This window comes from Thermus thermophilus HB8 (genome assembly GCF_000091545.1).
GTDB classification, from domain to species: domain Bacteria; phylum Deinococcota; class Deinococci; order Deinococcales; family Thermaceae; genus Thermus; species Thermus thermophilus.
On the sequence record NC_006462.1, the window covers coordinates 38,105 to 59,458 of the forward strand.

The 21,354-nt window shown below is 70.7% G+C and carries 23 protein-coding genes and 1 riboswitch; of the genes, 18 read left to right on the plus strand and 5 right to left on the minus strand.

Features of this window, described 5'->3' with window-relative positions; genetic code table 11:
• Positions 1-7 precede the first annotated feature (7 nt).
• From TTH_RS10215 to cobT, 4 genes are read right to left on the minus strand one after another with little or no spacing between them, the layout of a single operon-like run.
• Entirely contained in the window at positions 8-841 is an 834-nt protein-coding gene (locus tag TTH_RS10215; protein WP_011229234.1) for an apolipoprotein A-IV repeat region-like domain-containing protein, read from the minus strand.
• A 4-nt stretch (positions 842-845) separates the two neighbouring features.
• The gene (locus tag TTH_RS10220; RefSeq protein ID WP_008631386.1) at positions 846-1,568 is read right to left on the minus strand and encodes an adenosylcobinamide-GDP ribazoletransferase; all 723 of its coding nucleotides are present in this window, start codon (positions 1,566-1,568) and stop codon (positions 846-848) included.
• Positions 1,569-3,377 (minus strand): hypothetical protein, encoded by a 1,809-nt coding sequence (locus TTH_RS10225; protein WP_011229233.1) that lies wholly within the window; start codon positions 3,375-3,377, stop codon positions 1,569-1,571.
• Between the two features lie 22 nt (positions 3,378-3,399).
• Positions 3,400-4,407, minus strand: coding sequence for a nicotinate-nucleotide--dimethylbenzimidazole phosphoribosyltransferase (cobT, locus tag TTH_RS10230; protein ID WP_008631396.1), 1,008 nt, complete (start codon positions 4,405-4,407; stop codon positions 3,400-3,402).
• A gap of 26 nt (positions 4,408-4,433) precedes the next feature.
• On the opposite strand from cobT, the gene TTH_RS10235 reads away from it, so the two are divergent.
• The 18 genes from TTH_RS10235 (at position 4,434) to TTH_RS10320 (ending at position 19,735) form a co-directional block, all read left to right on the plus strand.
• A complete protein-coding gene (locus tag TTH_RS10235; protein WP_011229232.1) occupies positions 4,434-4,967 on the plus strand; it encodes a histidine phosphatase family protein in 534 nt (177 codons plus the stop codon).
• Positions 4,968-4,983: 16 nt separating this feature from the next.
• Positions 4,984-5,123, plus strand: a riboswitch (cobalamin riboswitch).
• A gap of 108 nt (positions 5,124-5,231) precedes the next feature.
• Positions 5,232-5,894 carry a HoxN/HupN/NixA family nickel/cobalt transporter gene (locus tag TTH_RS10240; protein WP_011174545.1) on the plus strand — a complete coding sequence of 221 codons (663 nt, stop codon included), beginning with the start codon at positions 5,232-5,234 and terminating at the stop codon, positions 5,892-5,894.
• Positions 5,891-6,991, plus strand: coding sequence for a cobalt-precorrin-5B (C(1))-methyltransferase (locus TTH_RS10245; protein ID WP_008631402.1), 1,101 nt, complete (start codon positions 5,891-5,893; stop codon positions 6,989-6,991). The genes TTH_RS10240 and TTH_RS10245 overlap by 4 nt, the downstream gene beginning before the upstream one ends.
• On the plus strand, positions 6,984-7,682 hold the full coding sequence (locus tag TTH_RS10250; protein ID WP_011174544.1) for a precorrin-8X methylmutase: 699 nt from the start codon (positions 6,984-6,986) through the stop codon (positions 7,680-7,682). Before TTH_RS10245 ends, TTH_RS10250 begins: the two co-directional genes overlap by 8 nt.
• Positions 7,683-8,894, plus strand: a complete 1,212-nt coding sequence (locus TTH_RS10255) for a bifunctional cobalt-precorrin-7 (C(5))-methyltransferase/cobalt-precorrin-6B (C(15))-methyltransferase (RefSeq protein WP_008631406.1) — start codon at positions 7,683-7,685, stop codon at positions 8,892-8,894.
• Complete coding sequence (locus TTH_RS10260) at positions 8,891-9,562, plus strand: SAM-dependent methyltransferase (protein ID WP_011229230.1); 672 nt, start codon at positions 8,891-8,893, stop codon at positions 9,560-9,562. The genes TTH_RS10255 and TTH_RS10260 overlap by 4 nt, the downstream gene beginning before the upstream one ends.
• On the plus strand, positions 9,559-10,302 hold the full coding sequence (locus TTH_RS10265; RefSeq protein WP_008631410.1) for a cobalt-precorrin-4/precorrin-4 C(11)-methyltransferase: 744 nt from the start codon (positions 9,559-9,561) through the stop codon (positions 10,300-10,302). Before TTH_RS10260 ends, TTH_RS10265 begins: the two co-directional genes overlap by 4 nt.
• A 4-nt stretch (positions 10,303-10,306) precedes the next feature.
• The gene (gene cobJ, locus TTH_RS10270; RefSeq protein ID WP_011229229.1) at positions 10,307-11,194 is read left to right on the plus strand and encodes a precorrin-3B C(17)-methyltransferase; all 888 of its coding nucleotides are present in this window, start codon (positions 10,307-10,309) and stop codon (positions 11,192-11,194) included.
• On the plus strand, positions 11,187-12,266 hold the full coding sequence (locus tag TTH_RS10275) for a cobalt-precorrin 5A hydrolase (RefSeq protein ID WP_011229228.1): 1,080 nt from the start codon (positions 11,187-11,189) through the stop codon (positions 12,264-12,266). Before cobJ ends, TTH_RS10275 begins: the two co-directional genes overlap by 8 nt.
• A complete protein-coding gene (locus TTH_RS10280) occupies positions 12,263-13,366 on the plus strand; it encodes a CbiX/SirB N-terminal domain-containing protein (protein WP_011229227.1) in 1,104 nt (367 codons plus the stop codon). The genes TTH_RS10275 and TTH_RS10280 overlap by 4 nt, the downstream gene beginning before the upstream one ends.
• A complete protein-coding gene (locus TTH_RS10285; RefSeq protein ID WP_011229226.1) occupies positions 13,367-13,729 on the plus strand; it encodes a DUF3209 family protein in 363 nt (120 codons plus the stop codon).
• Positions 13,726-14,433 (plus strand): uroporphyrinogen-III C-methyltransferase, encoded by a 708-nt coding sequence (gene cobA / locus TTH_RS10290; RefSeq protein WP_011174541.1) that lies wholly within the window; start codon positions 13,726-13,728, stop codon positions 14,431-14,433. The genes TTH_RS10285 and cobA overlap by 4 nt, the downstream gene beginning before the upstream one ends.
• The gene (bluB, locus tag TTH_RS10295) at positions 14,399-15,046 is read left to right on the plus strand and encodes a 5,6-dimethylbenzimidazole synthase (RefSeq protein ID WP_008631426.1); all 648 of its coding nucleotides are present in this window, start codon (positions 14,399-14,401) and stop codon (positions 15,044-15,046) included. The genes cobA and bluB overlap by 35 nt, the downstream gene beginning before the upstream one ends.
• Positions 15,043-15,891: an adenosylcobinamide-phosphate synthase CbiB gene (cbiB, locus tag TTH_RS10300; protein ID WP_011174539.1), complete on the plus strand. Its 849-nt coding sequence runs from the start codon at positions 15,043-15,045 to the stop codon at positions 15,889-15,891. Before bluB ends, cbiB begins: the two co-directional genes overlap by 4 nt.
• A gap of 9 nt (positions 15,892-15,900) precedes the next feature.
• Positions 15,901-16,332: a HEPN domain-containing protein gene (locus TTH_RS10305; protein WP_011229225.1), complete on the plus strand. Its 432-nt coding sequence runs from the start codon at positions 15,901-15,903 to the stop codon at positions 16,330-16,332.
• Positions 16,259-16,588: a nucleotidyltransferase domain-containing protein gene (locus TTH_RS10310; RefSeq protein ID WP_011174538.1), complete on the plus strand. Its 330-nt coding sequence runs from the start codon at positions 16,259-16,261 to the stop codon at positions 16,586-16,588. The genes TTH_RS10305 and TTH_RS10310 overlap by 74 nt, the downstream gene beginning before the upstream one ends.
• Before the next feature lie 45 nt (positions 16,589-16,633).
• Complete coding sequence (locus tag TTH_RS10315; RefSeq protein WP_164926108.1) at positions 16,634-17,632, plus strand: pyridoxal phosphate-dependent aminotransferase; 999 nt, start codon at positions 16,634-16,636, stop codon at positions 17,630-17,632.
• Positions 17,633-17,716: 84 nt separating this feature from the next.
• Positions 17,717-19,735 (plus strand): cobyric acid synthase, encoded by a 2,019-nt coding sequence (locus tag TTH_RS10320; protein ID WP_164926109.1) that lies wholly within the window; start codon positions 17,717-17,719, stop codon positions 19,733-19,735.
• Here the strand turns inward: TTH_RS10320 and TTH_RS10325 are convergent.
• Positions 19,732-21,237: an alkaline phosphatase gene (locus TTH_RS10325; RefSeq protein WP_011229222.1), complete on the minus strand. Its 1,506-nt coding sequence runs from the start codon at positions 21,235-21,237 to the stop codon at positions 19,732-19,734. The genes TTH_RS10320 and TTH_RS10325 overlap by 4 nt on opposite strands.
• Positions 21,238-21,354 lie beyond the last annotated feature (117 nt).

Below are 21,354 nucleotides of genomic sequence, written 5' to 3' on the forward strand. Positions count from 1 at the left end.
ACAGGCCCTAGCGGAAGAAGACGGAAAGAAGGGCCAGTACCACCCCCACGGCCGTGAGATAGAGCATCACCCTGTTGAAGGCGGAACCGATTTCGGCCTTCATCTCCTGGCGCAAGGCCAAGATCTGGGCTTCCAGTCGGTTCTCCACCTCTTGGATCCGCCCTTCCAGCTTGGTTTCCACCGCGTGGATCCGGGCCTCCAGTTGGGCCTCCGTCTCTTGGATCTGCCGGTCTAGCTTGGCCTCCACCTCCTGGATCCGGGTCCCCAGCCGGGCCTCCGTCTCCTGGATCTGCCGCTCTAGCTTGGCCTCCACCTCCTGGATCCGGGTCCCCAGCCGGGTCTCCGTCTCCTGGATCTGCCGCTCTAGCTTGGCCTCCACCCCCTGGATCCGCCCCTCCAGTCGGGCCTCCACCTCCTGGATCTTCCCCTCCAGCTTGGTTTCCACCGCGTGGATCCGGGCCTCCAGTCGGTTTTCCACCCCCTGGATCTGCCCCTCCAGCTTGGCCTCCACCCCCTGGATCCGCCCCTCCAGCTTGGCCTCCACCTCCTGGATCCGGGTCCCCAGCCGGGTCTCCGTCTCCTGGATCTGCCGCCCCAGCCTGGCCTCCAGGTTCTGAATCCGACTCTCCAGCTTGGTCTCCACCTCCTGGATCCGCTTCTCCAAGCCCTGGAAGCGCTCCTCCAGCCGGGCTTCCCGCTCCCTGAGCTCCGCCTTCACCTCTTCCCGCAGGGCGTCGATGCGCCGGGAGAGGTCCTGGATTAGGGGAGGGAGGACGGCCACGGTGGTCTCCACCACCCCCTCCAGCTTCTCCAAGCGCTCCAGGAGGCGGTCCTCGGACATAGCCCTATGGTAAACCAGGCCCGGCACGGGAGGAAGGAGCCGGCCCAAGCAGGGCCTGGGCCAGGAGGAGGACCACCTCCCCCAGGGCGATCATGGCCCCGAGGGCGTCCCCGTTCAGCCCCCCGAGGCGGGCCCAGGCCAGGCGGGCCACCCCCCAGGCGGCGAGGAGGGCGAGGAGGGCGGGAAGGGGGTAGAGGAGGAGGAAGGGCAGGGCGGGAAGGAGGGCAAAGGGCCAGGGCCCCCCCCGGACCAAGGCGGCCATCCCCGGGCCCAAGAGGGGGTAGCGGTGGAGGAAGGGGAGGAAGGCGAAGCGGGCCCACCCCGGGAAGAGGAGGAGGAAGAGGGGGTCTTGCACCAGGGCCAGGGCCTGGAAGAGGAGGAGGAGGTAGACCCCCCCCACCCCGAAGGCGAAGGCCCCCAGGTGGGGGTCCTTGAGGATCCTCAGGCGCTCCTCCCTGGGCCTCGCCCCGAGGAGGGCGTCCGCGAGGTCCAAAAGGCCGTCCAGGTGCAGGAAGCCCGTGAGGCCGAGGAGGAGGGCGACCCCCAGGGCGGCGGAAAGCCCTGGAGGGAGGGGCAAGAGGGCGAGGAGGGCCAGGGGGAGCCCCAGGAGGTAGCCCGCCAGGGGGAAGAAGGCCACGCTCCGCTTGAAGTCCTCCTCCCCGACCCCTTTAGGGGCCAGGGGCAACACCGTGAGGAGGGCCAGGGCGAGGCGGAGGTCTCGGAGCACCTAAAGCGCACGGAAAAGTGCCCGCCTCAGGTCCCCAGGAAGGCCCACCTCCCCGGCCCCCACGAAGGCCAGGAAGCGCCGCTCCAGTTGGGCAAGGGCTTTTTCCTCCGCTTGGGAAAGGGGAAGCCTTCCCTCCCGGACGAGGCGGGCGAGGAGGGAGCGGGCGCCGGGGGTTAGCCCCTCCAGGAGGTCCCGAAGGGTTTCCGGGTCCAGGAGGTCCTCCAGCCCCATGCCCTCATCCACCTCCAGTTCGACAAGCCAAAAGGTCCTGAGGCTAAGGGGCAGGCGGCGGGCCCAGTCCTCCAGACCGCCCCCCTCAGGAAGGGGTTCCTTCCGCCAGGGCCTTTGCGCCTCGAGGCGGCGGACGCGGAGGGGGTAGACGTTGAGCCAGTCCAGGTTCACGGCCCGGTTCCCGGGGGGGACGAGGAAGGCCTCTTCCACCTCCTCCTCGGGCGGGGCCAGGAGGAGCCAGGTGAAGAGGAACTCCTCCGGCCATAGGTCCCCGGGCGGGGGTTCGGGAGGGGAAAGGGGGGCGAGGGGGTCCCGCCCGAGCTCCAGGCGTAGGCGCAGGGCCTCCCTCACCCCCCAGGGGAGCTCCTCCCGCAGCAGGCGGCGCACCCGCCCCTCGGGCCAATCCCCAAAGGGCCGGTATAGGAGGGCGTAGAGCTCCAGGAGGAGGCTATCGGGGAAGGCCTTGCGGAAGTGGGCCAGCTCTCCGGGGGAGGCCGCGGCCGAGGCCGCCTCCCGTTCCTCCGGGGAGGCCCCGAGGAGCTCCCCGAGGCTCGCCAAGGGCACGAAGGGCGGCCTCCCCTCCTCCAGGAAGCGGAGGCGCATCACCCCCTCCCTCATCTCCTGCCTCACGTCTTCCGGGGAAAGGAGGCCCGAGCGCAGGAAGGGGCGGCCCCAAAGGGTGAGCTCCCCTAGCCCCAGGCGGGGAAGCCAGGACCGGAAGGCCTCCCAAGCGAAGGGTGGAGGGGACACGTCGGCCCGGCCCGGGGAGAGGAAGAGCCCCAGGGGAACCAGGGGCCTCCCCTCCTCTTCCGCCTCCAGAGGCTCCTCCAGGTGGGGAAACCGGGCCCTTAGGGGCGGGTCAAAGGCCCGGTCCAGCTCCAGGGCCACCCTCCCCTCTCCCACACCCAGGGCCAGGAGGGCGAGCCCCTCGGCGAGGTGGGGGTCCTTGGGGCGCCGGGCGAGGAGGGGCCGGGCCTCCTCCGCCAGGGACGGCCCCTCCTGGGGGAAACGGGCGAGGAGGCGGGCCAGCTCCACCCTCCAGTCCCCGCCCCACACCTCCCCGAGCTCCCCGGCGAGGCCTTGCGCCCTAAGGAAGGCCCCCCGGGCCAGGTACAGGCGCACCAGGAGGTAGCCCGGATAGGGGGAAGGGCGTTTGCGGAAAAACCCTTCCAGGGAGGGGATGTCCTCCTGGTAGAGCCACCGCTCCACCTCCCGGGCCACCTCCGGAGGAAGCCCCTGCTCCTCCAGAACGGCCTCCGCCCAGGCGGTGTCCCCCGGGAGAGGGAGGCCCCGCCGCTCCAGAAAGCGGGCCAAGTCCAGGAGGTGGGCGGGAAACTCCGTGCCGTAGATCCGCCAAAGCTCGGCGCAGGCCTCCCCACCCATGGCCTTGGCCCCAAGTTCCATGAGGCGGAGCCCTTCGTAGGCCCCGTCCGAGGTGAAGCGGAGGTAGCCGTAGAGGAACCGGGCCTCCGGGTCCTTGGGGTGCCTGCGGTAGGCCCGCTCCGCGTGCTCCAAGGCCTCGAGGAGATCCCCCTCCTCCAGGAGGTCCCAGGCCCGTTCCAGCTCCCAGCGCCCCATGAAGAGATCATACACAGGGGCCTCACCCCCGGGAAACCCCCGCCTCCTGGAAGGTGGCCATGTGGAGGATGCGGGCCGCGGCCCGGAGAAGGGGCATGGCGAGGACCGCCCCCGTCCCCTCCCCCAGGGCGAGGTCCAGGTCCAAAAGCGGCCTCAGGCCCAGGGCCTCCAGCTGGTGGCGGTGGCCGGGCTCCCGGGAGAGGTGGCCGGCGAAGAGGTGGTCCCTAAGCCCCGGCGCCATCTTCCAGGCCAAAAGGGCCCCCGCGGTCACGGGAAAGCCGTCCAGGACCAAGGGAAGCCCGGCCTCGTACCCCTCGAGGTAGATCCCGGCGATGGCCACAAGCTCAAGCCCCCCCACCTCGGCCGCCACCTCGAGGGGACCCATGCCCGGATGGAGGCGGGCGAGGGCCCGGGCCACCGCTTGGCGCTTCCGCCTCAGGCCCTCCTCCCCCACCCCCGTCCCCCGGCCCACCACGGCCTCGGGAGGGAGGCCTAAGAGGGCGGCGGTGAGGGCGGCCGCCGCCGTGGTGTTGCCGATGCCCATGTCCCCGGCGGCGAGGAGGGTGGCCCCTTCCGCGATGGCCCGCCTCGCCGCCTCGCGGCCCGCCAGGAGGGCCCTCTCCGCCTCCTCCGGGGTCATGGCGGGGCCTTGGGCGAGGTTCGCCGTCCCCGGGCGCACCTTGCGCTTGAGAAGCCCCGGGTGGTCGGGAAGCTCCCCCACCACCCCCACGTCCAGGACGTAGACGGCGCAGTCCGCCGCCAGGGCGAACTGGTTGATGGCGGCGCCCCCGCGGAGGAAGTTCAGGACCATCTGCCGGGTGACCTCCTGGGGGTAGGCCGAGACCCCCTCGGCCACCACCCCGTGGTCGGCGGCGGCCACCACCACCGCCCCCCGCCCGAGCTCGGGCTTCACCCGGCCCTGGAGGGCGGCGAGGCGCAGGGCCACCTCCTCCAGGTAGCCCAAGGCGCGGGGGGGCTTGGTGAGCTGGTCCATGCGGAGCCGGGCTTGGGCGAAGACCTCCGGGTCCATCACGGGGAAAAGCTTACCCTAAGGGCATGGAGCTCTGGCTCGTGCGCCACGGGGAGACCCTCTGGAACCGGGAGGGAAGGCTTCTCGGCTGGACGGACCTCCCCCTCACGGCGGAGGGCGAGGCCCAGGCGCGAAGGCTCAAGGGGGCGCTTCCTTCTCTTCCCGCCTTCAGCTCGGACCTCCTCCGGGCGAGGCGGACGGCGGAGCTTGCGGGGTTTTCCCCCCGCCTCTACCCCGAGCTTCGGGAGATCCACTTCGGAGCGCTGGAGGGGGCCCTTTGGGAGACCCTGGACCCCCGTTACAAGGAGGCCCTCCTAAGGTTCCAGGGCTTCCACCCCCCGGGAGGGGAAAGCCTCTCGGCCTTCCAGGAAAGGGTCTTCCGCTTCCTGGAGGGGCTTAAAGCCCCTGCGGTCCTCTTCACCCACGGGGGGGTGGTGCGGGCGGTGCTCAGGGCCTTGGGGGAGGACGGCCTTGTGCCCCCGGGAAGCGCGGTGGCGGTGGACTGGCCCAGGAGGGTGCTCGTCCGCCTCGCCCTTGACGGGGAGGAGGCAACGGGGTAAAACAGGGGCGAGAGCGGCCGGGGTGCCCCAGGGCCCGGATGTCCTGGGGCGCAAAAGGGGGAAGACCGGTGAAAGTCCGGCGCTGTGCCGCAACGGTAACCGGCCCTAAGCCACAGGCCTAGCGTCTTGGCCGGAAGCCCGGATACCCGCCCCGGTGCGCGCCTCACCTGCCCCCGAGCAGGGGCGAAAGGAGGCAAGCATGGAAAACACCCTCGGGTTCCGGTTTAAGCCCCGCGTTTCCTCCCACCAAAAGGAAGGTGCCCCGTGACGGGCCTCGAGCTTCTGGCCGTGGCCCTGGGGATGCGCCACGGCGTGGACCCCGACCACCTGGCGGCGGTGGACGGGCTTTCCCGGGTGAGGCCCTCGCCCCTTAACGGCGTCCTCTTCGCCCTGGGGCACGGGGGGGTGGTCACCCTCCTGGCCTTCCCCGCGGCAAGCCTCCTCGGGCGGGTGGACCTCGAGGCCCTCCACCTCCCCGCCTTCCTCCTCCTCTTGGTGGCGGCCCTGAACCTCTACCGGCTCCTCAAGCCCACCCCTCCTACCCCCCCGAAAGGGCTTCCCCTCCTCAACCCCCTCCTCCTCGGGGTCCTCTTCGGCCTCGGGTTTGAGACGGCGAGCCAGCTTTCCGCCCTGGCCCTTTCCGCCGAGCTCTCCCCTTTGCGCCTCGGGGCCTTCTTCACCCTGGGGATGCTCCTCGTGGACGGGGTGGACGGGCTTCTGGCGAGCCGTCTGCAGAACCTGGCCAAGGACTCCCGAAGGGCGGAAGAGGCGAGCCGCCTCCTCGGGTGGGCGGTGGTGGCCGTGGCCCTGGTTCTGGCCCTGGCGGAGCTCGGGGGGGTGGACCTCGAGGCCTTCGCCCTACCCCTAGGCCTCGGCCTCTTCGGCCTCCTGGTCTCCTTGAGGCTCTACGCCCTGAGGCCCGCATGAGCCACCCCTACCCCCCGCCCCGGGACAAGAAGGGAAGCCGCATCGGCTTCACCACGGGGGCAAACGCCGCCGCGGCGGCCAAGGCCGCGGCCCTCGCCCTCCTCGGGGAAGCCCCGGAGGTGGTGGACATCTGGCTTCCCGCGGGGTGGCGGCAACCCTTCCGGGTCTTCCGCCTGGAAAGGAAGGGGGACGGGGTCCTGGTGGGGATGATCAAGGACGCCGGGGACGACCCCGACGTGACCCACGGGGCGGAGATCCAGGCCTTCGTGCGCTTTGCGAGCGAAGACCGCCTCGAGGGGGGCGAGGGGGTAGGGGTGGTGACCAAGCCCGGCCTCGGGGTGCCCGTGGGGGAGCCCGCCATCAACCCCGTGCCCAGGCGGATGATCTGGGAAGCGGTGCGGGAGGTGACGGAAAGGCCCCTCGCCGTCACCATCGCCATCCCCGGCGGGGAGGAGCTCGCCAAGAAGACCTTAAACCCCAGGCTCGGGATCCTCGGGGGGCTCTCCGTCCTCGGGACCACGGGGGTGGTGAAGCCCTACTCCACCAGCGCCTTCCGCATGAGCGTGGTCCAGGCGGTGGGGGTGGCGCGGGCGAACGGGCTCTTAGAGATCGCCGCCACCACGGGGGGCAAGAGCGAGCGCTTCGCCCAAAGGCTCCTCCCCCACCTCCCGGAGATGGCCTTCATAGAGATGGGGGACTTCGTGGGGGACGTCCTCCGGGCCGCCAGGAAGGTGGGGGTAGAGGTGGTGCGCGTCGTGGGAATGATCGGGAAGATCTCCAAGATGGCCGACGGCAAGACCATGACCCACGCCGCCGGGGGCGAGGTGAACCTCTCCCTCCTCCTTTCCCTCCTCAAGGAGGCGGGGGCAAGCCCTAAGGCCCTCAAGGAGGCGGAGGGGGCGGCCACCGCCCGCCGCTTCCTGGAGATCGCCTTAGAAGAGGGCCTGGAGCTTTTCTTCGTGAACCTCGTCCGCCTGGCCCAGGAGAAGCTCCAGGCCTACATCGGGGAGAGGCCCTTCGTGAGCGTGGCCCTCACCGACTTTGACGAGGGGCGGTGCCTCGCCGCCTGGCCCGACAGGGAGGTGTACCGTGGATGACCTGATCAAGGCGCAGAAAAACCCTGCCCACCAGATGACGGAAAAAGGGCGGGCCATAGAGGAGGAGAGCTTCCGCATCGTGGACCAGGAAGCGGGGCCCCACGGCTTCTCCCCCCTGGAGTGGCCCGTGGTGCGCCGGATGATCCACGCCACCGCCGACTTTGAGTACAAGGCGCTCACCCGCTTTAGCCAAGGGGCGGTGGAGGCGGGGCTAAAGGCCATCCAAGCGGGGGCGCGGATCCTGGTGGACGCCCGGATGATCGCCTGCGGCCTAAACCCGGAAAGGCTCAGGCTCTTCGGCAACGAGGTGGTGGAGCTCCTCGCCCACCCTGAGGTGGTGGCAAGGGCCAAGGCCACGGGGGGAACCCGGGCCGAGGCGGCGGTGGCCTACGCCTGGGAAAAGGGGCTTCTGGACGGGGCCATCGTGGGGGTGGGGAACGCCCCCACCTTCCTCCTCGCCCTGGTGGAGGCCATCCGGCAAGGGGCGAGGCCCGCCCTGGTCCTGGGGATGCCCGTGGGCTTCGTGAACGTCCTGGAGGCCAAGCGGGCCCTCATGGAAGCCCCGGTGCCCTGGATCGTCACGGAGGGCCGAAAAGGGGGAAGCACCCTGGTGGTGGCCGCCCTCCACGCCCTGATCCGCCTCGCGGCGGACGGGGGGGTGGACACCTCCAGGGCCTACAGGGAGGGGTAGATGGTCTACGTGATCGGGATGGGCGCGAGGGGCCGGGAGGGCCTGAGCCTAAAGGCCCTAAGGCGCCTGGAGGAGGCGGAGGTCCTGATCGGCGGCAGGCGCCACCTCGCCCACTTCCCCGACCACCCCGGGGAGAAGGTGCCCGTCCAGGGCCCCCTGGAGGCCCTTTTGGACCTGGCGGAGGCGCGGCTTAAAGAGGGGAAGAAGGTGGCCTTCCTGGCCTCGGGGGACCCCCTCTTCTACGGGATCGGCAAAAGGGTCCTGGAACGCTTCCCCGAGGCCGAGGTCCATCCCGCCCCCACCGCCTTCCAGGAGGCCTTCGCGAGGCTTAAGCTCCCCTGGGACCAGGCCCGCTTCTTCTCCCTCCACGGAAGGCCTTTGGGCGGGGTGCTTTTGGAGCTCAGCCTCTCCCCCCTCTCCGTGGTCTACACCGACCCCGAGCACACCCCGGCGGGGATCGCCCGGGCCCTCCTGGAGATGGGCGTGGACGCCCGGGCCCACGTGGCGGAGCGGCTTGGGGAGGAGGACGAAAGGGTGCGGAGCTTCGCGGGCCTAAAGGAGGTGGCCGAGGAGCGCTTCCTGGACCCCAACGTCCTCATCCTAGAGGCCAAGGGGCCCCTTCCCCCAAGGCTCGGCTTCTTCCCCGACGAGGCCTTTGAGCAAAGGATGCCCAAGAAGGGGCTCATCACCAAACGGGAGGTGCGGCTTTTGGCCTTGGGGCTCCTCGGCCTTCCCCCGGACGGGGTCCTTTGGGACATCGGCGCCGGAACGGGGAGCGTGGGGATTGAGGCGGCGAGGCTTGCCCCCTGGGGGGAGGTCTACGCCGTGGAGAAAAACCCCGAGTCCTGGCCCCACATCGTGGAGAACGCCCGCCGCTTCGGGGCCTTTAACCTCCACCTGGTCAAGGGGGAGGCCCCAGAGGCCCTAAAGGGCCTCCCCGCCCCCCACGCCGTCTTCGTGGGGGGAAGCGGGGGGGAGCTTGAGGAGATCCTCCGGGTGAGCCTAAAGGCCCTGAGGCCCGGGGGGAGGCTCGTGGTGGCGGCCATCACCCTGGAGAACCTCCTTGCGGCCTACGGCTTCCTGAAGGGAACGGGGCTCCCCCTGGAGGGCTTCCAGGTCCAGGCGAGCCGGGTGGTGCCCCTCGCCCGCTACCACCGCCTCGAGGCGCAAAACCCCATCACCCTCCTCGCCGTGACCAAGGAGGGCGCATGAAGCTCTACCTGATCGGCCTGGGCCCCGGCGACCCCGAGCTCCTCACCCTGAAGGCGCTAAGGCTCATCCAAAGGCTTCCCGTCCTCTTCTACCCCAAGGAGGAGGGGAGGGAGCCCGTCGCCCTGGGAATCGCCCGGCCCTTCCTCCCCGAGGGCAAGCCCCTCCTCCCCTTGCCCCTCTTCACCGGAGGGGACCCCAAGGAGGCGGAGAGGGCGAGGAGGGAGGCGGCCCGCAGGGTCCGGGAGGCCCTTTCCCGCTACGGGGAAGGGGGGTACCTGGTCCTCGGGGACAGCCTCCTCTACGCCTCTCCCCTGAACCTCCTCCCCCACCTGGAGGGGGTGGCGGTGGAGGCCGTTCCCGGGATCAGCGCCCACCAGCTGGCGGCGGCCAGCCTCCTCAAGCCCATCGCCCTGGGGGAGGAGGGGTTCGCCGCGGTGACGGGGCTTGGCCCCGTGGACCCAGAGGGCCTAGACCGCTTCCAGAGCGTCTTCGTCTACAAGGCCAAGGACCTCGAGGCCCTGGAAAGGGCCTTTCCCGACCGGGAGGGGTGGGCCTTTTTGCGCCTGGGGATGCCGGGGGAACGGGTCCTGCCCCTGGGGGCGGCCAAGGGGGTGGCGCGGGACTATTGGACCCTGGTGGGGCTTTGGCGAAAAGGAGGGGAAGGATGAGGCCCGTGGTGCACGTGGTGGGCGGGGGGCCCGGGGACCCGGAGCTCCTCACGGTGAAGGGGGCGAGGCTTTTGGGAGAGGCCCGCTTCGTCCTCTACACGGGAAGCCTCTTCCCCGAAGGGGCCTTGCGGGAGCTTGCCCCAAAAGCGGCGCTTCTGGACTCCAAGGGGATGACCTTGGAGGAGATCGTCCTGGCCCTGGCCGAGGAGGCCCGGAAGGGCGGGGGGGTGGTCCGGCTCCACTCGGGGGACCCGGGGCTTTACGGGACCCTTCTGGAGGAGAAGGAGGCCCTCGAGGCCCTAGGGGTGGGGGTGGAGGTGGTGCCCGGGGTCACGGCGGCCTTCGCCCTGGCGGCGAGGGCGGGCCTCTCCCTCACCGCCCCCGGGGTGGCCCAGGCGGTGGCCTTCACCCGGCTTGGGGTCAGGACCCCTGTCCCCGAGGGCCAGGACCCCAAAAGCCTTGCCCGCAAGGGGCTAACCCTTGCGGTCTACCTCTCGGGGATGCACCCAAGGAGGCTATCCCGGGAGCTTCTGGAGGCGGGGCTTCCCGGGGACACCCCGGTGCTCTACGGGCACAAGGTGGCCCAACCGGGGGAGGAGGTGGGGCTCACGGACCTTAAGGGCCTCGCCCACCTCCCCGCCCGGGACACCACGGTCTATCTGGTGGGAGAAGCTTTACGGGCCAAGGGGGTAAGGAGCCTGCTTTACGACCCCAGCTTTAAACACCGCTATAGGAGGTGAGGGCATGGGAGAACTCTTTCTGGTGGGCATGGGCCCCGGGGACCTTCCGGGCCTTACCCAAAGGGCCCGGGAGGCCCTGGAAGGGGCGGAGGTGGTCATCGGCTACAGCACCTACGTGAAGCTCCTTGAAGAGATGGGGCTCCTTGCGGGGAAGGAGGTGGTCAGGAAGGGCATGACCGAGGAGCTGGACCGGGCGGAGGAGGCCCTGGAGCGGGCCCTTTCCGGCCAAAGGGTGGCCCTCGTCTCCGGGGGAGACCCGGGGATCTACGGGATGGCGGCCCCCGTCTTGGAGCTCATGGAAGAGCGGGGCCTAAAGCGGGTGGACGGGGGGGTGGGCCTTCCCGGAAGGTTCGCCGGGGAGGAAGGGGAGGTTTTCCTCGCCGTCATCCCCGGGGTCACGGCGGCCAACGCCGTGGCGAGCCTCCTGGGAAGCCCCCTGGCCCACGACACCTGCCTCATCAGCCTCTCCGACCTCCTCACCCCCTGGCCCCTCATAGAGCGGAGGCTCCACGCCGCGGGGCAGGGGGACTTCGTGGTGGTCCTCTACAACCCCCAAAGCAAAAGGCGGGACTGGCAGCTTAGGAAAAGCGCCGAGATCCTCCTGGAATACCGCCCCAAGGAGACCCCGGCCGCCTTGGTGAAGAGCGCCTACCGCAAGCGGCAGGAGGTCGCCCTCACCACCCTGGAAGGGCTTAGGGAGGCGGAGGCGGGCATGCTCACCACGGTGGTCATCGGCAACCGCCAAAGCCGCTTTTACGAGGGCACCTTCCTCACCCCCAGGGGCTACGCCCTGAAGTACGACCTGGACACCAAGGAAGCCCTCCCCGGGGAAACCCCGGGGCTCTCCCTGGTCAGCCCCGAAGGGGCTAGCTCGGGGAGGCGGGATGCCTGAGCTTGGGCCCTTGCGCCCTGAGAGGGTGGCCGTCTACACCCTCACCCTCCCCGGCCTCGCCGTGGCGGAGAGGATCCATCGGGTCCTCCCCGGGAGCACCCTCTACGCCGCGGCCAAGTACCGGGGCCTCTTGGAGGGGGCGGTCTACTTTGAGGAGCCGATCAAGGAACTCCTCCTCAAGACCTGGCCCCTCCACGACGGCCACGTCTTCGTCATGGCCTCGGGGATCGTCCTCCGGGCCATCGCCCCCCTGATCCTGGACAAACGGGTGGACCCCGCCGTCTTGGTGGTGGACCTCAAGGGACGCTACTTCGTCCCCCTCCTCGCCGGGCACCTGGGCGGGGCGAACCCCTTAGCCCGCCACCTCGCCGAGGCCCTGGGGGGCGAGGCCGTCCTCACCACGGGGACGGACAGCCTAAACGCCCCCGCCCCCGACCTCCTGGCGAAGGCCCTGGGGGCCCGGGTCCCCGACTGGAGCCCCCTCAAGGAGGTCTCCGCCCTCCTGGTGGACGGGAGGCCCGTGGGCTTCTGGTCGGACTGCGTGGACCTAAGCCCTTTGGGGCGCTACCCCATGGTGCGGGTGCTCAAGGAGCCCAGGACGGAAGGGGTTGAGGGGATGGTCCTCTTCACCGTGCGCAAAGCCTTCCCCCTTCCCGTCCCCGCCCTCTTCGCCCACCCCCCTGCCCTGGTCCTGGGGATCGGGTGCAACCGGGGAACCCCCCTGGAGGAGATCCGGCGGGAGGTCTTCGCCTTCTTGGAGGAAGGGGGCTTCGCCCGGGAAAGCCTTAGGGTCCTGGCCACCGCCGAGCTCAAGCGGGACGAGGCGGGGCTTTTGGCCTTCGCCGAGGAGGTGGGCCTCCCCTTGCGCTTTTACCCCAAGGAGGTCTTGAACGCCCAGAGGATCCCCAACCCCTCGGAGGCCGTCTTCCGCCACACGGGGCTATGGGGGGTGGCCGAGGCCGCCGTCTTGGCGGAAGGGGCGAGGCTCCTCGTGGAGAAGACGAAGCGGGGGAACCTCACCCTGGCCCTGGGGGTCCTATCCCTGGGGATCCCCGAGGAGGCCCTGCCGTGATCCTCCTCGCCGCCCACGGCTCCCCCGACCCGAGGGCCCAGGCCCTGGCCCAGGGGCTCAGGAAGGGACTGGAAAGGCGGCTCGGGGAGGAGGTGCTTTTGGGCTTCATCGAGCACCAAAGCCCCACCCTCCTGGAAAGTGCCCTGGAGCTTGCAAGGCGGGGAGGGGGAGTGGTCCTTCCCCTCCTCCTCCTCGGGGCGGGGCACCTGAAGGCCGACCTGCCCCTCGCTCTGGAGGCGGCCAGGGTCAGGTACCCCAAGGCCCGCTTCCTCCTCGCCCGCCCCCTCGGCACCCACCCCGCCCTGGTGGCCCTCTGGGCGGAGCGGCTTAGGCGCAGGGGGGCCACGCCCCAGGACGGGGCGGTCCTGGTCCTGAGGGGGGGCACCGACCCGGGGGCGAACGCGGAAGGGGCGGCCCTCGCCCGGCTCATAGAGGAGAAAACCGGGGTGCCCACGGTACCCGCCTACGCCGCCAAGGCGAGGCCCACGCCCAGGGAGGCCCTTCTGCGCCTCGCCGCCTTGAGGCCGAGGAGGGTTTTCCTCCTCCCCCACCTCTTCTTCCGGGGGGTGGTGGAGGAGAGGCTGAGGGGCCGGGCAGGGGGCCTGGACCTGGAGGTCCTCCCCCCCCTCATGGGCCACCCCGCCCTCCTCGAGGCCCTCGAGGGCCGCTACCGCGAGGCCCTGGAGGGCGGGTACGCCCCCTGCGACACCTGCCGCTACCGCTTTCCCCTGGGCCGCTTCGCCCCGAGGCGGGAGGCCCAGATCGCGGGGCTAAGGGCCCTCCGCCACGCCCTCTTCGCCCCGGGCCGCCACCCCCACGGGCCCTTCACCCACCTCCTCCTCTGCACCGGGGAGGACTGCCGGGAAAGGGGGGCCCTGGGGCTTCTGCGCCGCTTGGAGGAGGGCCTGAGGGACCTCGGGCCCCTGGTCCAGCTCACCCCCACCCCTTGCCTCAGCCGCTGCGGCAAGGGGCCCGTCCTCATCGCCTACCCCGAGGGGGTGGTCTACGGGGGGCTCTCCCCGGAGGACGTCCTCCCCCTGCGGAAGGCCCACCTGGAAGGGGGGGAGGTCTATCGGGAAAAGCTTTTGGAGGTGATCTAGATGGCATGCCACGAGCTTTCGGCCCTGAGGATCGCGATCGGCGAGCTTTTGGAGAAGGAAGCCCACGACCTCCTCCACGAGCGGGAGGAGCTTGCCCCCGTGCTCGGGCAACGGCCCGAGCTCAAGCGCCTCGCCGAGGCCAAGACCCTCCCCGCCCTGGAGGAAGCCCTGAGGGAGGCCCTCCTCCACCTGGAGGAAAGGGCCGCCCAGGAGCCCGAAGAGCCCTACTGGCGGGGGCTTCTCCTGGCGGTGGAGGCCATGGAGGGGCGCCTGAAGGCCTTGAGGGCAGAGGCCGAGGCCCTCTACCAGGACCTGGACGCCCTTCACGGGAGGCTCCACCGCCTCTTCCCGAGGAGGCGATGAGGGGGAAGGTCTACCTGGTGGGGGCGGGGTTTGGAGGTCCGGAGCACCTCACCCTGAAGGCCCTGAGGGTCTTGGAGGTGGCCGAGGTGGTCCTCCACGACCGCCTGGTCCACCCCGGCGTCCTCGCCCTGGCCAAGGGAGAGCTCGTCCCCGTGGGCAAGGAGGGCTACGGGGGAAAGACCCCCCAGGAGGCCATCACGGCGAGGCTCATCGCCCTGGCCCGGGAGGGGCGGGTGGTGGCCCGGCTCAAGGGGGGGGACCCCATGGTCTTCGGGCGGGGCGGGGAGGAGGCCTTGGCCTTGAGGCGGGCGGGCATCCCCTTTGAGGTGGTCCCGGGGGTGACGAGCGCCGTGGGAGCCCTTTCCGCCCTGGGCCTCCCCCTCACCCACCGGGGGCTTGCCCGGAGCTTCGCCGTGGCCACGGGGCACGACCCCGCCCTCCCCCTCCCCCGGGCGGACACCCTGGTCCTCCTCATGCCCCTCCACACCCTGGGAGGGCTCAAGGAAAGGCTTTTGGAACGCTTTCCTCCGGAAACCCCCCTCGCCCTCCTCGCCCGGGTGGGCTGGCCGGGGGAGGCGGTGCGGCTGGGCCGGGTGGAAGACCTCCCGGGCCTCGGGGAAGGGCTCCCCTCCCCGGCCCTCCTGGTGGTGGGGAAGGTGGTGGGGCTTTATGGCGAACTCCTCCCGAAGGACCACGGCCTTTAGCGAAGCGGAGAAAGCGGCGGTCTACCGGGCCCTCCTTACCCGCCGGGACATCCGCCACTTCCGGCCCGACCCCATTCCGGAGGAAGTTCTGGAAAGGCTCTACCAAGCCTTCCACGCCGCCCCAAGTGTGGGGCTCACCCAACCCTGGGCCATCGTGGAGATCCGGGAAAGGGCGACAAAAGAAAGGGTCTTCGCCCTCCACCAAGAGGCAAGGGCCCGGGAGAGGGCCCTTTTTCAGGGAAAAGCCCAGCGGGTCTACGACCGTCTGCGGCTTGAAGGGCTCCTCGAGGCCCCCCTGCACCTCGCCGTCTTCCAAAGGCCCGTCGCGAGGAGCCTCGGCCACCACACCATGCCCGAGACCCTCGCCTACTCCGTGGTGCTGGCCGTGGGCAACCTCTGGACCGCCGCCCGGGCCGAGGGGATCGGGGTGGGTTGGGTGAGCATCCTGGAACCCGAAGCGGTGGCCAGGCTTCTGGGAGCCCCACCGGACTACCGGCTTCTGGCCTACCTCTGCCTGGGCTACCCCCGCGCCTGGCCGGACGAACCCCTTTTAGAGCGGGCGGGCTGGCGCCAAAGGGAGCCCCTTTTGCGCTACCGGGAGCGCTTCCCGTGAGCCTCCTCCTCGCCCTCCTCCTGGACGCCCTCTTCGGGGAGCCCCCTTCCCGGCTCCACCCCGTGGTCTGGATGGGGCGGTACCTCGCCTGGGCCTGGAGGAGGGTCCGGGGTTTCCCGTCCGGGGCCTTCTACTGGGCTTTGGGGGCCCTCCTCTTCGCCCTGCCCGCCTTTCTCCTGGACCTCCTCCTGAGGCCCTTGGCCTGGGGGTGGGTGGTCCTGGGCCTCCTCCTCAAGCCCCTCTTCAGCCTGAGGATGCTCCTCTTGGAGGTCTTTGGGGTGGAGAAGGCCCTGGAAGAGGGCCTCGAGGCGGGAAGAAGGCGCCTTTCCCGCATCGTGAGCCGGAGAACGGAAGACCTCTCCGCGGAGGAGGTGCGGGAGGCCGCCCTGGAAAGCCTCGCGGAGAACCTCTCGGATAGCCTCCTCGCCCCCCTCCTCTACTACGCCCTCTTCGGCCTCGGGGGGGCCGCCCTCTACCGCTACGCCAACACCGCCGACGCCATGTGGGGCTACCCGGAGCACGGGGCCAGGGGCGCCTTCGCCGCCCGGGCGGACGACCTCCTGAACCTGCTTCCGGCCCGGCTCACCGGGCTTCTCCTCTGCCCCCCGGGGCTTTGGGGGAGGCTTTTGCAGGAGGCCCGCAAGACCCCCTCCCCCAACGCGGGCTTCCCCATGGCCGCCCTGGCCTTGAGGCTCGGGGTGCGCCTGAGGAAGCGGGGGGCCTACGCCCTGAACCCCCTGGCCCCCTCCCCCAAGGCTTCCCACACCCGGAAGGCCCTCTGGCTCGTGGGGGGCCTGGGCTACGGGGTGGGCCTCCTCCTCGCGGCGGCCACGGGGCTTTGGTAGGCTTTGGAGGTGGAGCGGAGCCGGGACTTCCTGCTTCAGGCCAAGCGGGACCTGGAGCAGGCCAGGCTTTCCCTGCGGGAAGGGTTTTTTGAGTGGGCGGCCTTCGCGGCGCAACAGGCGGCGGAAAAGGCGGTGAAGGCCGTCTTCCAGAGGCTGGGAGCCGTGGCCTGGGGCCACTCGGTGGCGGGCCTCCTGGAGGAGCTGGCCCAAAAGCTCCCCGTGCCCGAGGCGTTGCTGGATGCCGCCAGTGAGCTGGACAAGGCCTACATCCCAAGCCGGTACCCCGACGCCTTGCCGGAGGGCGCCCCTTTTCAGCGCTACCGGCGGGGCGAGGCCGAGCGCCTTTTGGGACACGCGGAGGCGGTGTATGCCTACTGTGAAGGTGTTCTATCCCAGATGGACGAGGGAGGAGCTCCTCCTCCGCCTCGAGGAGGGGCTTAAGGCCCTGGAGAAGGAGGTTCCCCTCCTCGAGGCCTGGCTCTTCGGCTCCTGGGCCCGGGGAAGAGCCTCGGTGGGAAGCGACGTGGACCTCCTCCTCCTCTACCAGGGGCCCCGCCGGGAGGACCTCCACCGCCTGGCCCGAAAGGCTTTCCCCGGCCTTCCCCTAGAGCTCCACGCCTACACCGAGGAGGAGGCGGCCCGCCTCGAGGCCGTCCTCGCCCGGATGCGGGAGGGGGCCCTCCGCCTCCGTCCTTAGCCTGGGCCCCACTCGGCCTCCCGCGGCTTCCCTACCATGGAAGGCATGCTGGACGACGTCCTCCGCCCCATCCACGGGGGCACCGACGAGGGCCCCGAGCCCCTCTACGACTTCTCCACCAACGCCAACGCCCTAGGCCCCAACCCCGTGGCCCTGGCCTACCTGCGAAGGGCCGACCCGAGCCGCTACCCCGACCCCCTCTACCGGAGGCTACGCCGGGCCCTGGCCGAGGCCCACGGGGTCTCTCCCGAACAGGTGGCCGTGGGCACGGGGACGAGCGAGCTCATCCACCGCCTGGCCCGCTGGACCTACCTGCGGGGGCCCATCCTCCTCCTCCCCCCCACCTTCGGCGAGTACGCCCGGGCCGCCCGGGCCCTGGATCTGCCCCTCTGGGAGGCGGAAAGCCCCGAGGCCTTCCTGGAGCTCCTTCCCAAAAGTTCCCTCGCCTTCCTCTGCGTGCCCAACAACCCCACGGGGGAGGTCTACCCCTTCCTGGAGGAGGCGGCCAGGCGCGCAGGGGGCGCCCTGGTCCTGGACCTCGCCTACTACGACCTCATGGAATCCCCCCCGCCCCTCCCCCAAACGGCCTTCCGCCTCTACAGCCCCAACAAGGCCCACGGCCTCACGGGGGTCAGGGCGGGGTACCTCCTGGCCCCCCTGGACCTCACCCACTTCCAGAACCTGGCCCCTTCCTGGCCCCTCTCCGTCTACGGGGAGGCCTTCCTCCACGCCCACCTGGACCCGGAGGCCCGGGCCTGGCTGGAGGGGAGCAAAAGGGAGCTCTTCCGCCTCCGGGGCCTCCTCGCCGAGGGGCTTAGGAGGCTTGGCCTCGAGGTCCGGGAAAGCCCCGCCAACTTCCTCATGGTGCGGGTGGGAAGGGCCACGGAGGTGGCGAAGGCCCTGAGGGAAAGGGGCATAAGGGTGCGGGACTGCACCAGTTTTGGCCTCCCCGAGTGGCTCAGGCTTTCCGCCCAGAGGGAGGAGGCCATAAGGGCCCTCCTCCTCGCCCTGGAGGAGGTCCTCGCGGGTAAACTCAGGGCATGACCCCGGAGCTTGCCCGCTACCTGGAGGAGGCCAAGAAGGCCCTGGAGGACGCCCAAACAATCCTCAAGGCCGTGGAGGTGCGCCTTGGGAAGGGCTAAGGCCCTCATCGTCTGGGGCACGGGAAGCGGGGTGGGGAAAAGCCTCTTCGCGGCAGGGCTTCTCCGCCACTTCAAAAGGCTTGGCCTCGAGGCCGCCCCCTTCAAGGCCCAGAACATGGCGAACCACGCCCGGGTGGTGCGGGGCGGGGAGATGGCCTCCGCCCAGTGGCTCCAGGCCCTGGCGGCGGGGGTAGAGCCCGAGGTGCGCATGAACCCCGTCCTGGTGAAGCCCTTCGGGGAGAGGGGCGCCCAGGTGGTGGTGTGGGGGAAGGTGGACCCCTTCCTCTCCGGGCTTCCCTGGAAGGAAAGGAGGCCCCACCTCGAGGCCCCCGTCCGCGAGGCCCTGGAAGGCCTCCTCGCCGAGTACGACCTCCTGGTGCTGGAGGGGGCGGGAAGCCCGGTGGAGCGGAACCTCTGGCCCGACCTCCCGAACCTAAGGGTAGCCGAGTGGGCGGACGCCAAGGCCCTCCTGGTGGCCGACGTGGACCAGGGCGGGGCCCTGGGGGCGCTCTACGGCACCTGGGCCCTCCTGGGGGAGCACCGAAAGAGGCTCATAGGCTTCGCCTTCAACAAGTTCCGGGGGGACCTGGAGCTCCTGAAGCCCGCCTACGCGCTCCTCAGGGACTGGACCGGCCTCCCCGTCCTCGGCACCCTCCCCCTCCTTCCCCTCGCCCTCCCCGAGGAGGACGGGTTCCGCTACCGCCAGCCCGCCGGGAATGGCCCCAAGGTGGCCCTCCTCCGCTACCCCCACGCCGCCAACCTGGACGAGTTCTGGCCCCTCTCCGAGCTCGCCCAGGTGGTCTACGCCCATAGCCCCGAGGAGGCGGAAGGGGCCTGGCTTCTCATCCTCCCGGGAAGCCGCCTCCCGGCGCGGGACCTCCCCTGGCTTCGGGCCTTCCTCCCCTTGATCCAGAGGCACCTGGAGGCGGGCAAGCCCGTCCTCGCCGTCTGCGGAGGGGCGGAGATGCTTTCCGAAGCCCTCCTGGACGAGGAAGGGGTGGAGGAAAGGGGCCACTTCCCCGGCCTCGGCCTCCTCCCCTACCGGGTGCGGATGGCGCGGGAGAAGACGGTGGAGCGGAGGCGGGTGCGGCTTCGGGGGCTTTCCGGGTACTGGGGGAGGCTTGAGGGCCTCGAGGTGGAGGGGTACGAGATCCACCACGGCCAGGGCCTCCCCCTCTTCCACCAGGAAGGAAGCCTCCTCGCCACCTGGCTCCACGGCCTCCTGGAAAACCCCGGGGTGCAGAAGGCCCTCTTCGGCCGGGAGGCGCGGGGCCTGGAGGAGGGCCTTGAGGCCCTGGCGGACGCCCTGGAGCGCCACCTGGACCTAAGGGCCCTCCACCGGGCCCTGGGGCTCACGGGGAGGGCCTTCCCCGCAAGCCCCACCGAGGCGAAAGCCCCGGTGGGGTGCCCGGACCCGCCCCCACCCCCCGGCCTCGTCCTCCTCCTGGGCGGGGCGAAAAGCGGCAAGAGCCGCTTCGCCCAGAGGCTCGCCGGGCCCTTCGCCACCCTGGTCGCCACCGCCGAGGCCCGGGACGAGGAGATGGCGGAGAAGATCCGCCGCCACCAGGAGGAGCGCCCCCCCACCTGGGAGACCCTGGAAGCGCCTTTGGACCTCGTGGGGGCCCTGAAGCGGGCCCGCCACCCCACCGTGGTGGTGGACTGCCTCACCCTCTGGGTCGCCAACCTGATGGAACGGGGCCTGGACCCCCTCTTGGAGGCGAGGCGCTTCCTAAGCGCGGTGGAGGAAAGCGGCAAGAGGGTCATCGCCGTCTCCAACGAGGTGGGGATGGGGATCGTCCCCCAAAACCCCCTCGCCCGCCGCTACCGGGACCTCCTGGGCCAGGTGAACGCCCTTTTGGCCGAGGCGGCTCAGGAGGCCTACCTCCTGGTGGCGGGGCGGGCCCTGCCCCTCGGCGGGGGCAAGGTTCCCGCCCAGGAAGCCAAAAGGCCCGGCTCCCACGGAGGGGAACCGGGCCCCGGCCGATCCCGCGACCCGGGCCCTTAGGCCCAGACGTCCTCGGGGTGGCGCATCCCCTGGGGCCTGGCCTTGAGGATCTCCAGGGCCTCCTCCTCGCTCATCACCGGGTTCTGGTAGCGGAGGCCAAGGGCCTCCCCCATGAGGCGGAAGACGTGGGTGTTGTCCACGAGGCCCAGGTTCACAAAGCGCAGGCCCTGGCCGTAGAGGAGGAGCATCACGGGGCTCGCCGTGTGCTGCCCCGAGGACCAGCCGATGTTGGGCCGGTCGGGCTTCTGGGCGTCCCGCTGCACCATGGCCCAGGCCATGGTGTTGGCGGGCTGGACCCCTTGGCGCACCCCCTCCGGCCAGTAGACCTTCTCCCGGATGGCCCGCACCACCCTTTCCGCCTCGGCGTCCTCGAGGTCCACCCCCTTCATGGCCCGGAAGGCCTCCTTGACCTGGGAGGCCTCCGGGGCCTGGCCGAGGACGCGGAGCATGTGCTCAAAGCTCGCCCGCTGCGGCTCCAGGAGGTCCACCCCTTGGGAGCTCTCCAGGTAGCTCCGCCCGGCCCCGTAAAGCCCCCCTACCCCGGTGGCGTGGTCCGAGACCACGATGAGGAGGGTGTCCGGGTTCCGGTCCACGAAGGCGGTGAGGAGCTCCAGGACCTCGTCCGCCGCCAGCACGTCCCAAAGGGTGGCCCCGGCGTCGTTCAAGTGGTTGGCGTGGTCAATCCGCCCCGCTTCCACCTGAAGGACGAAGCCCCCGCGGTGGGCGGCAAGCCGGGGCAAAGCGGCCTGGACCATTTCCTTGAGGCTCGGCACCCCAAGGCCCTGGAAGCGGCGGTCAATCTCGTAGGGCACGTGGCCGTCGGCGAAGACGCCCAAGAGCCGGGTGGCGTTGGAACGGACGAGCTCCTCGGGGGTGCGCACCACCCCGTACCCCTTGGCGGCGAAGGCGGCGTAGAGGTCCTTCCCGTCCTTGCGCCTGGCGGGGTTGAAGAAGCGGTCCCCGCCCCCCAGGTACACCTCGGCCCCGAACTCCAGGTACTGCTCGGCGATCCTCTCCTCGGCGTTCCGGTCGGGATTGGAGATCACGAAGCTCGCCGGGGTGGCGTGGGTGACGGTGGTGGTGGTCACGAGCCCCACGGCCTTCCCCGCTTCCTTGGCCGCGGCGAAGAAGGGCTTGAGGGGGGTCCCGTCGGCGTGGATGGCGAGCCCCCCGTTCACCGTCTTCACCCCGCAGGAGAAGGCGTTCCCCGCGGCGCTGGACTCGGTGACGTAGCTGGTGAGGCTGTAGGTGTTGATGAGCCCGTTGGGGTAGCGGGCGAGGAGGCGCTCCAGGGCGAGAACCCGGCCCTGCCTCCTCCGGGCGTAGGCCTGGGCGATGGCGTAGTCCTCCCAGGAAAACCCGTCGTAGACGAAGACGATCAGGTTGCGGTAGCGCCTCCCCAAGGAAGGCTGGTTCTGCAGAGCCCCCTGGGTATGGCCCCGGGGCAGGAGGGCCAGGGCCCCCGCAGCCAGGCCACCTTTCAGGATGTCCCTTCGCTTCATGTTTCTCACCTCCGAGTTCAAAGTAAGAAGCGCAAGTCAGGGGAAGGTCAGGGGATAATAACCCCGTGACCCTGGAAGGCCGGATCCTCTCCCCCCGGGGCTTCGTGCGGGGAAGGC

Bases quoted from the DNA above. Each gene is read 5' to 3' on its own strand.
- TTH_RS10265 (WP_008631410.1), top strand. From the start codon at position 9,559: ATGAGGCCCGTGGTGCACGTGGTGGGCGGGGGGCCCGGGGACCCGGAG.
- cobT (WP_008631396.1), bottom strand. From the start codon at position 4,407: ATGGACCCGGAGGTCTTCGCCCAAGCCCGGCTCCGCATGGACCAGCTC.
- TTH_RS10325 (WP_011229222.1), bottom strand. From the start codon at position 21,237: ATGAAGCGAAGGGACATCCTGAAAGGTGGCCTGGCTGCGGGGGCCCTG.
- TTH_RS10255 (WP_008631406.1), top strand. From the start codon at position 7,683: ATGGTCTACGTGATCGGGATGGGCGCGAGGGGCCGGGAGGGCCTGAGC.
- cobA (WP_011174541.1), top strand. From the start codon at position 13,726: ATGAGGGGGAAGGTCTACCTGGTGGGGGCGGGGTTTGGAGGTCCGGAG.
- TTH_RS10275 (WP_011229228.1), top strand. From the start codon at position 11,187: ATGCCTGAGCTTGGGCCCTTGCGCCCTGAGAGGGTGGCCGTCTACACC.
- TTH_RS10310 (WP_011174538.1), top strand. From the start codon at position 16,259: ATGCCTACTGTGAAGGTGTTCTATCCCAGATGGACGAGGGAGGAGCTC.
- TTH_RS10215 (WP_011229234.1), bottom strand. From the start codon at position 841: ATGTCCGAGGACCGCCTCCTGGAGCGCTTGGAGAAGCTGGAGGGGGTG.
- TTH_RS10315 (WP_164926108.1), top strand. From the start codon at position 16,634: ATGCTGGACGACGTCCTCCGCCCCATCCACGGGGGCACCGACGAGGGC.
- TTH_RS10260 (WP_011229230.1), top strand. From the start codon at position 8,891: ATGAAGCTCTACCTGATCGGCCTGGGCCCCGGCGACCCCGAGCTCCTC.
- TTH_RS10285 (WP_011229226.1), top strand. From the start codon at position 13,367: ATGGCATGCCACGAGCTTTCGGCCCTGAGGATCGCGATCGGCGAGCTT.
- TTH_RS10245 (WP_008631402.1), top strand. From the start codon at position 5,891: ATGAGCCACCCCTACCCCCCGCCCCGGGACAAGAAGGGAAGCCGCATC.
- TTH_RS10235 (WP_011229232.1), top strand. From the start codon at position 4,434: ATGGAGCTCTGGCTCGTGCGCCACGGGGAGACCCTCTGGAACCGGGAG.
- cobJ (WP_011229229.1), top strand. From the start codon at position 10,307: ATGGGAGAACTCTTTCTGGTGGGCATGGGCCCCGGGGACCTTCCGGGC.
- TTH_RS10225 (WP_011229233.1), bottom strand. From the start codon at position 3,377: ATGGGGCGCTGGGAGCTGGAACGGGCCTGGGACCTCCTGGAGGAGGGG.
- bluB (WP_008631426.1), top strand. From the start codon at position 14,399: ATGGCGAACTCCTCCCGAAGGACCACGGCCTTTAGCGAAGCGGAGAAA.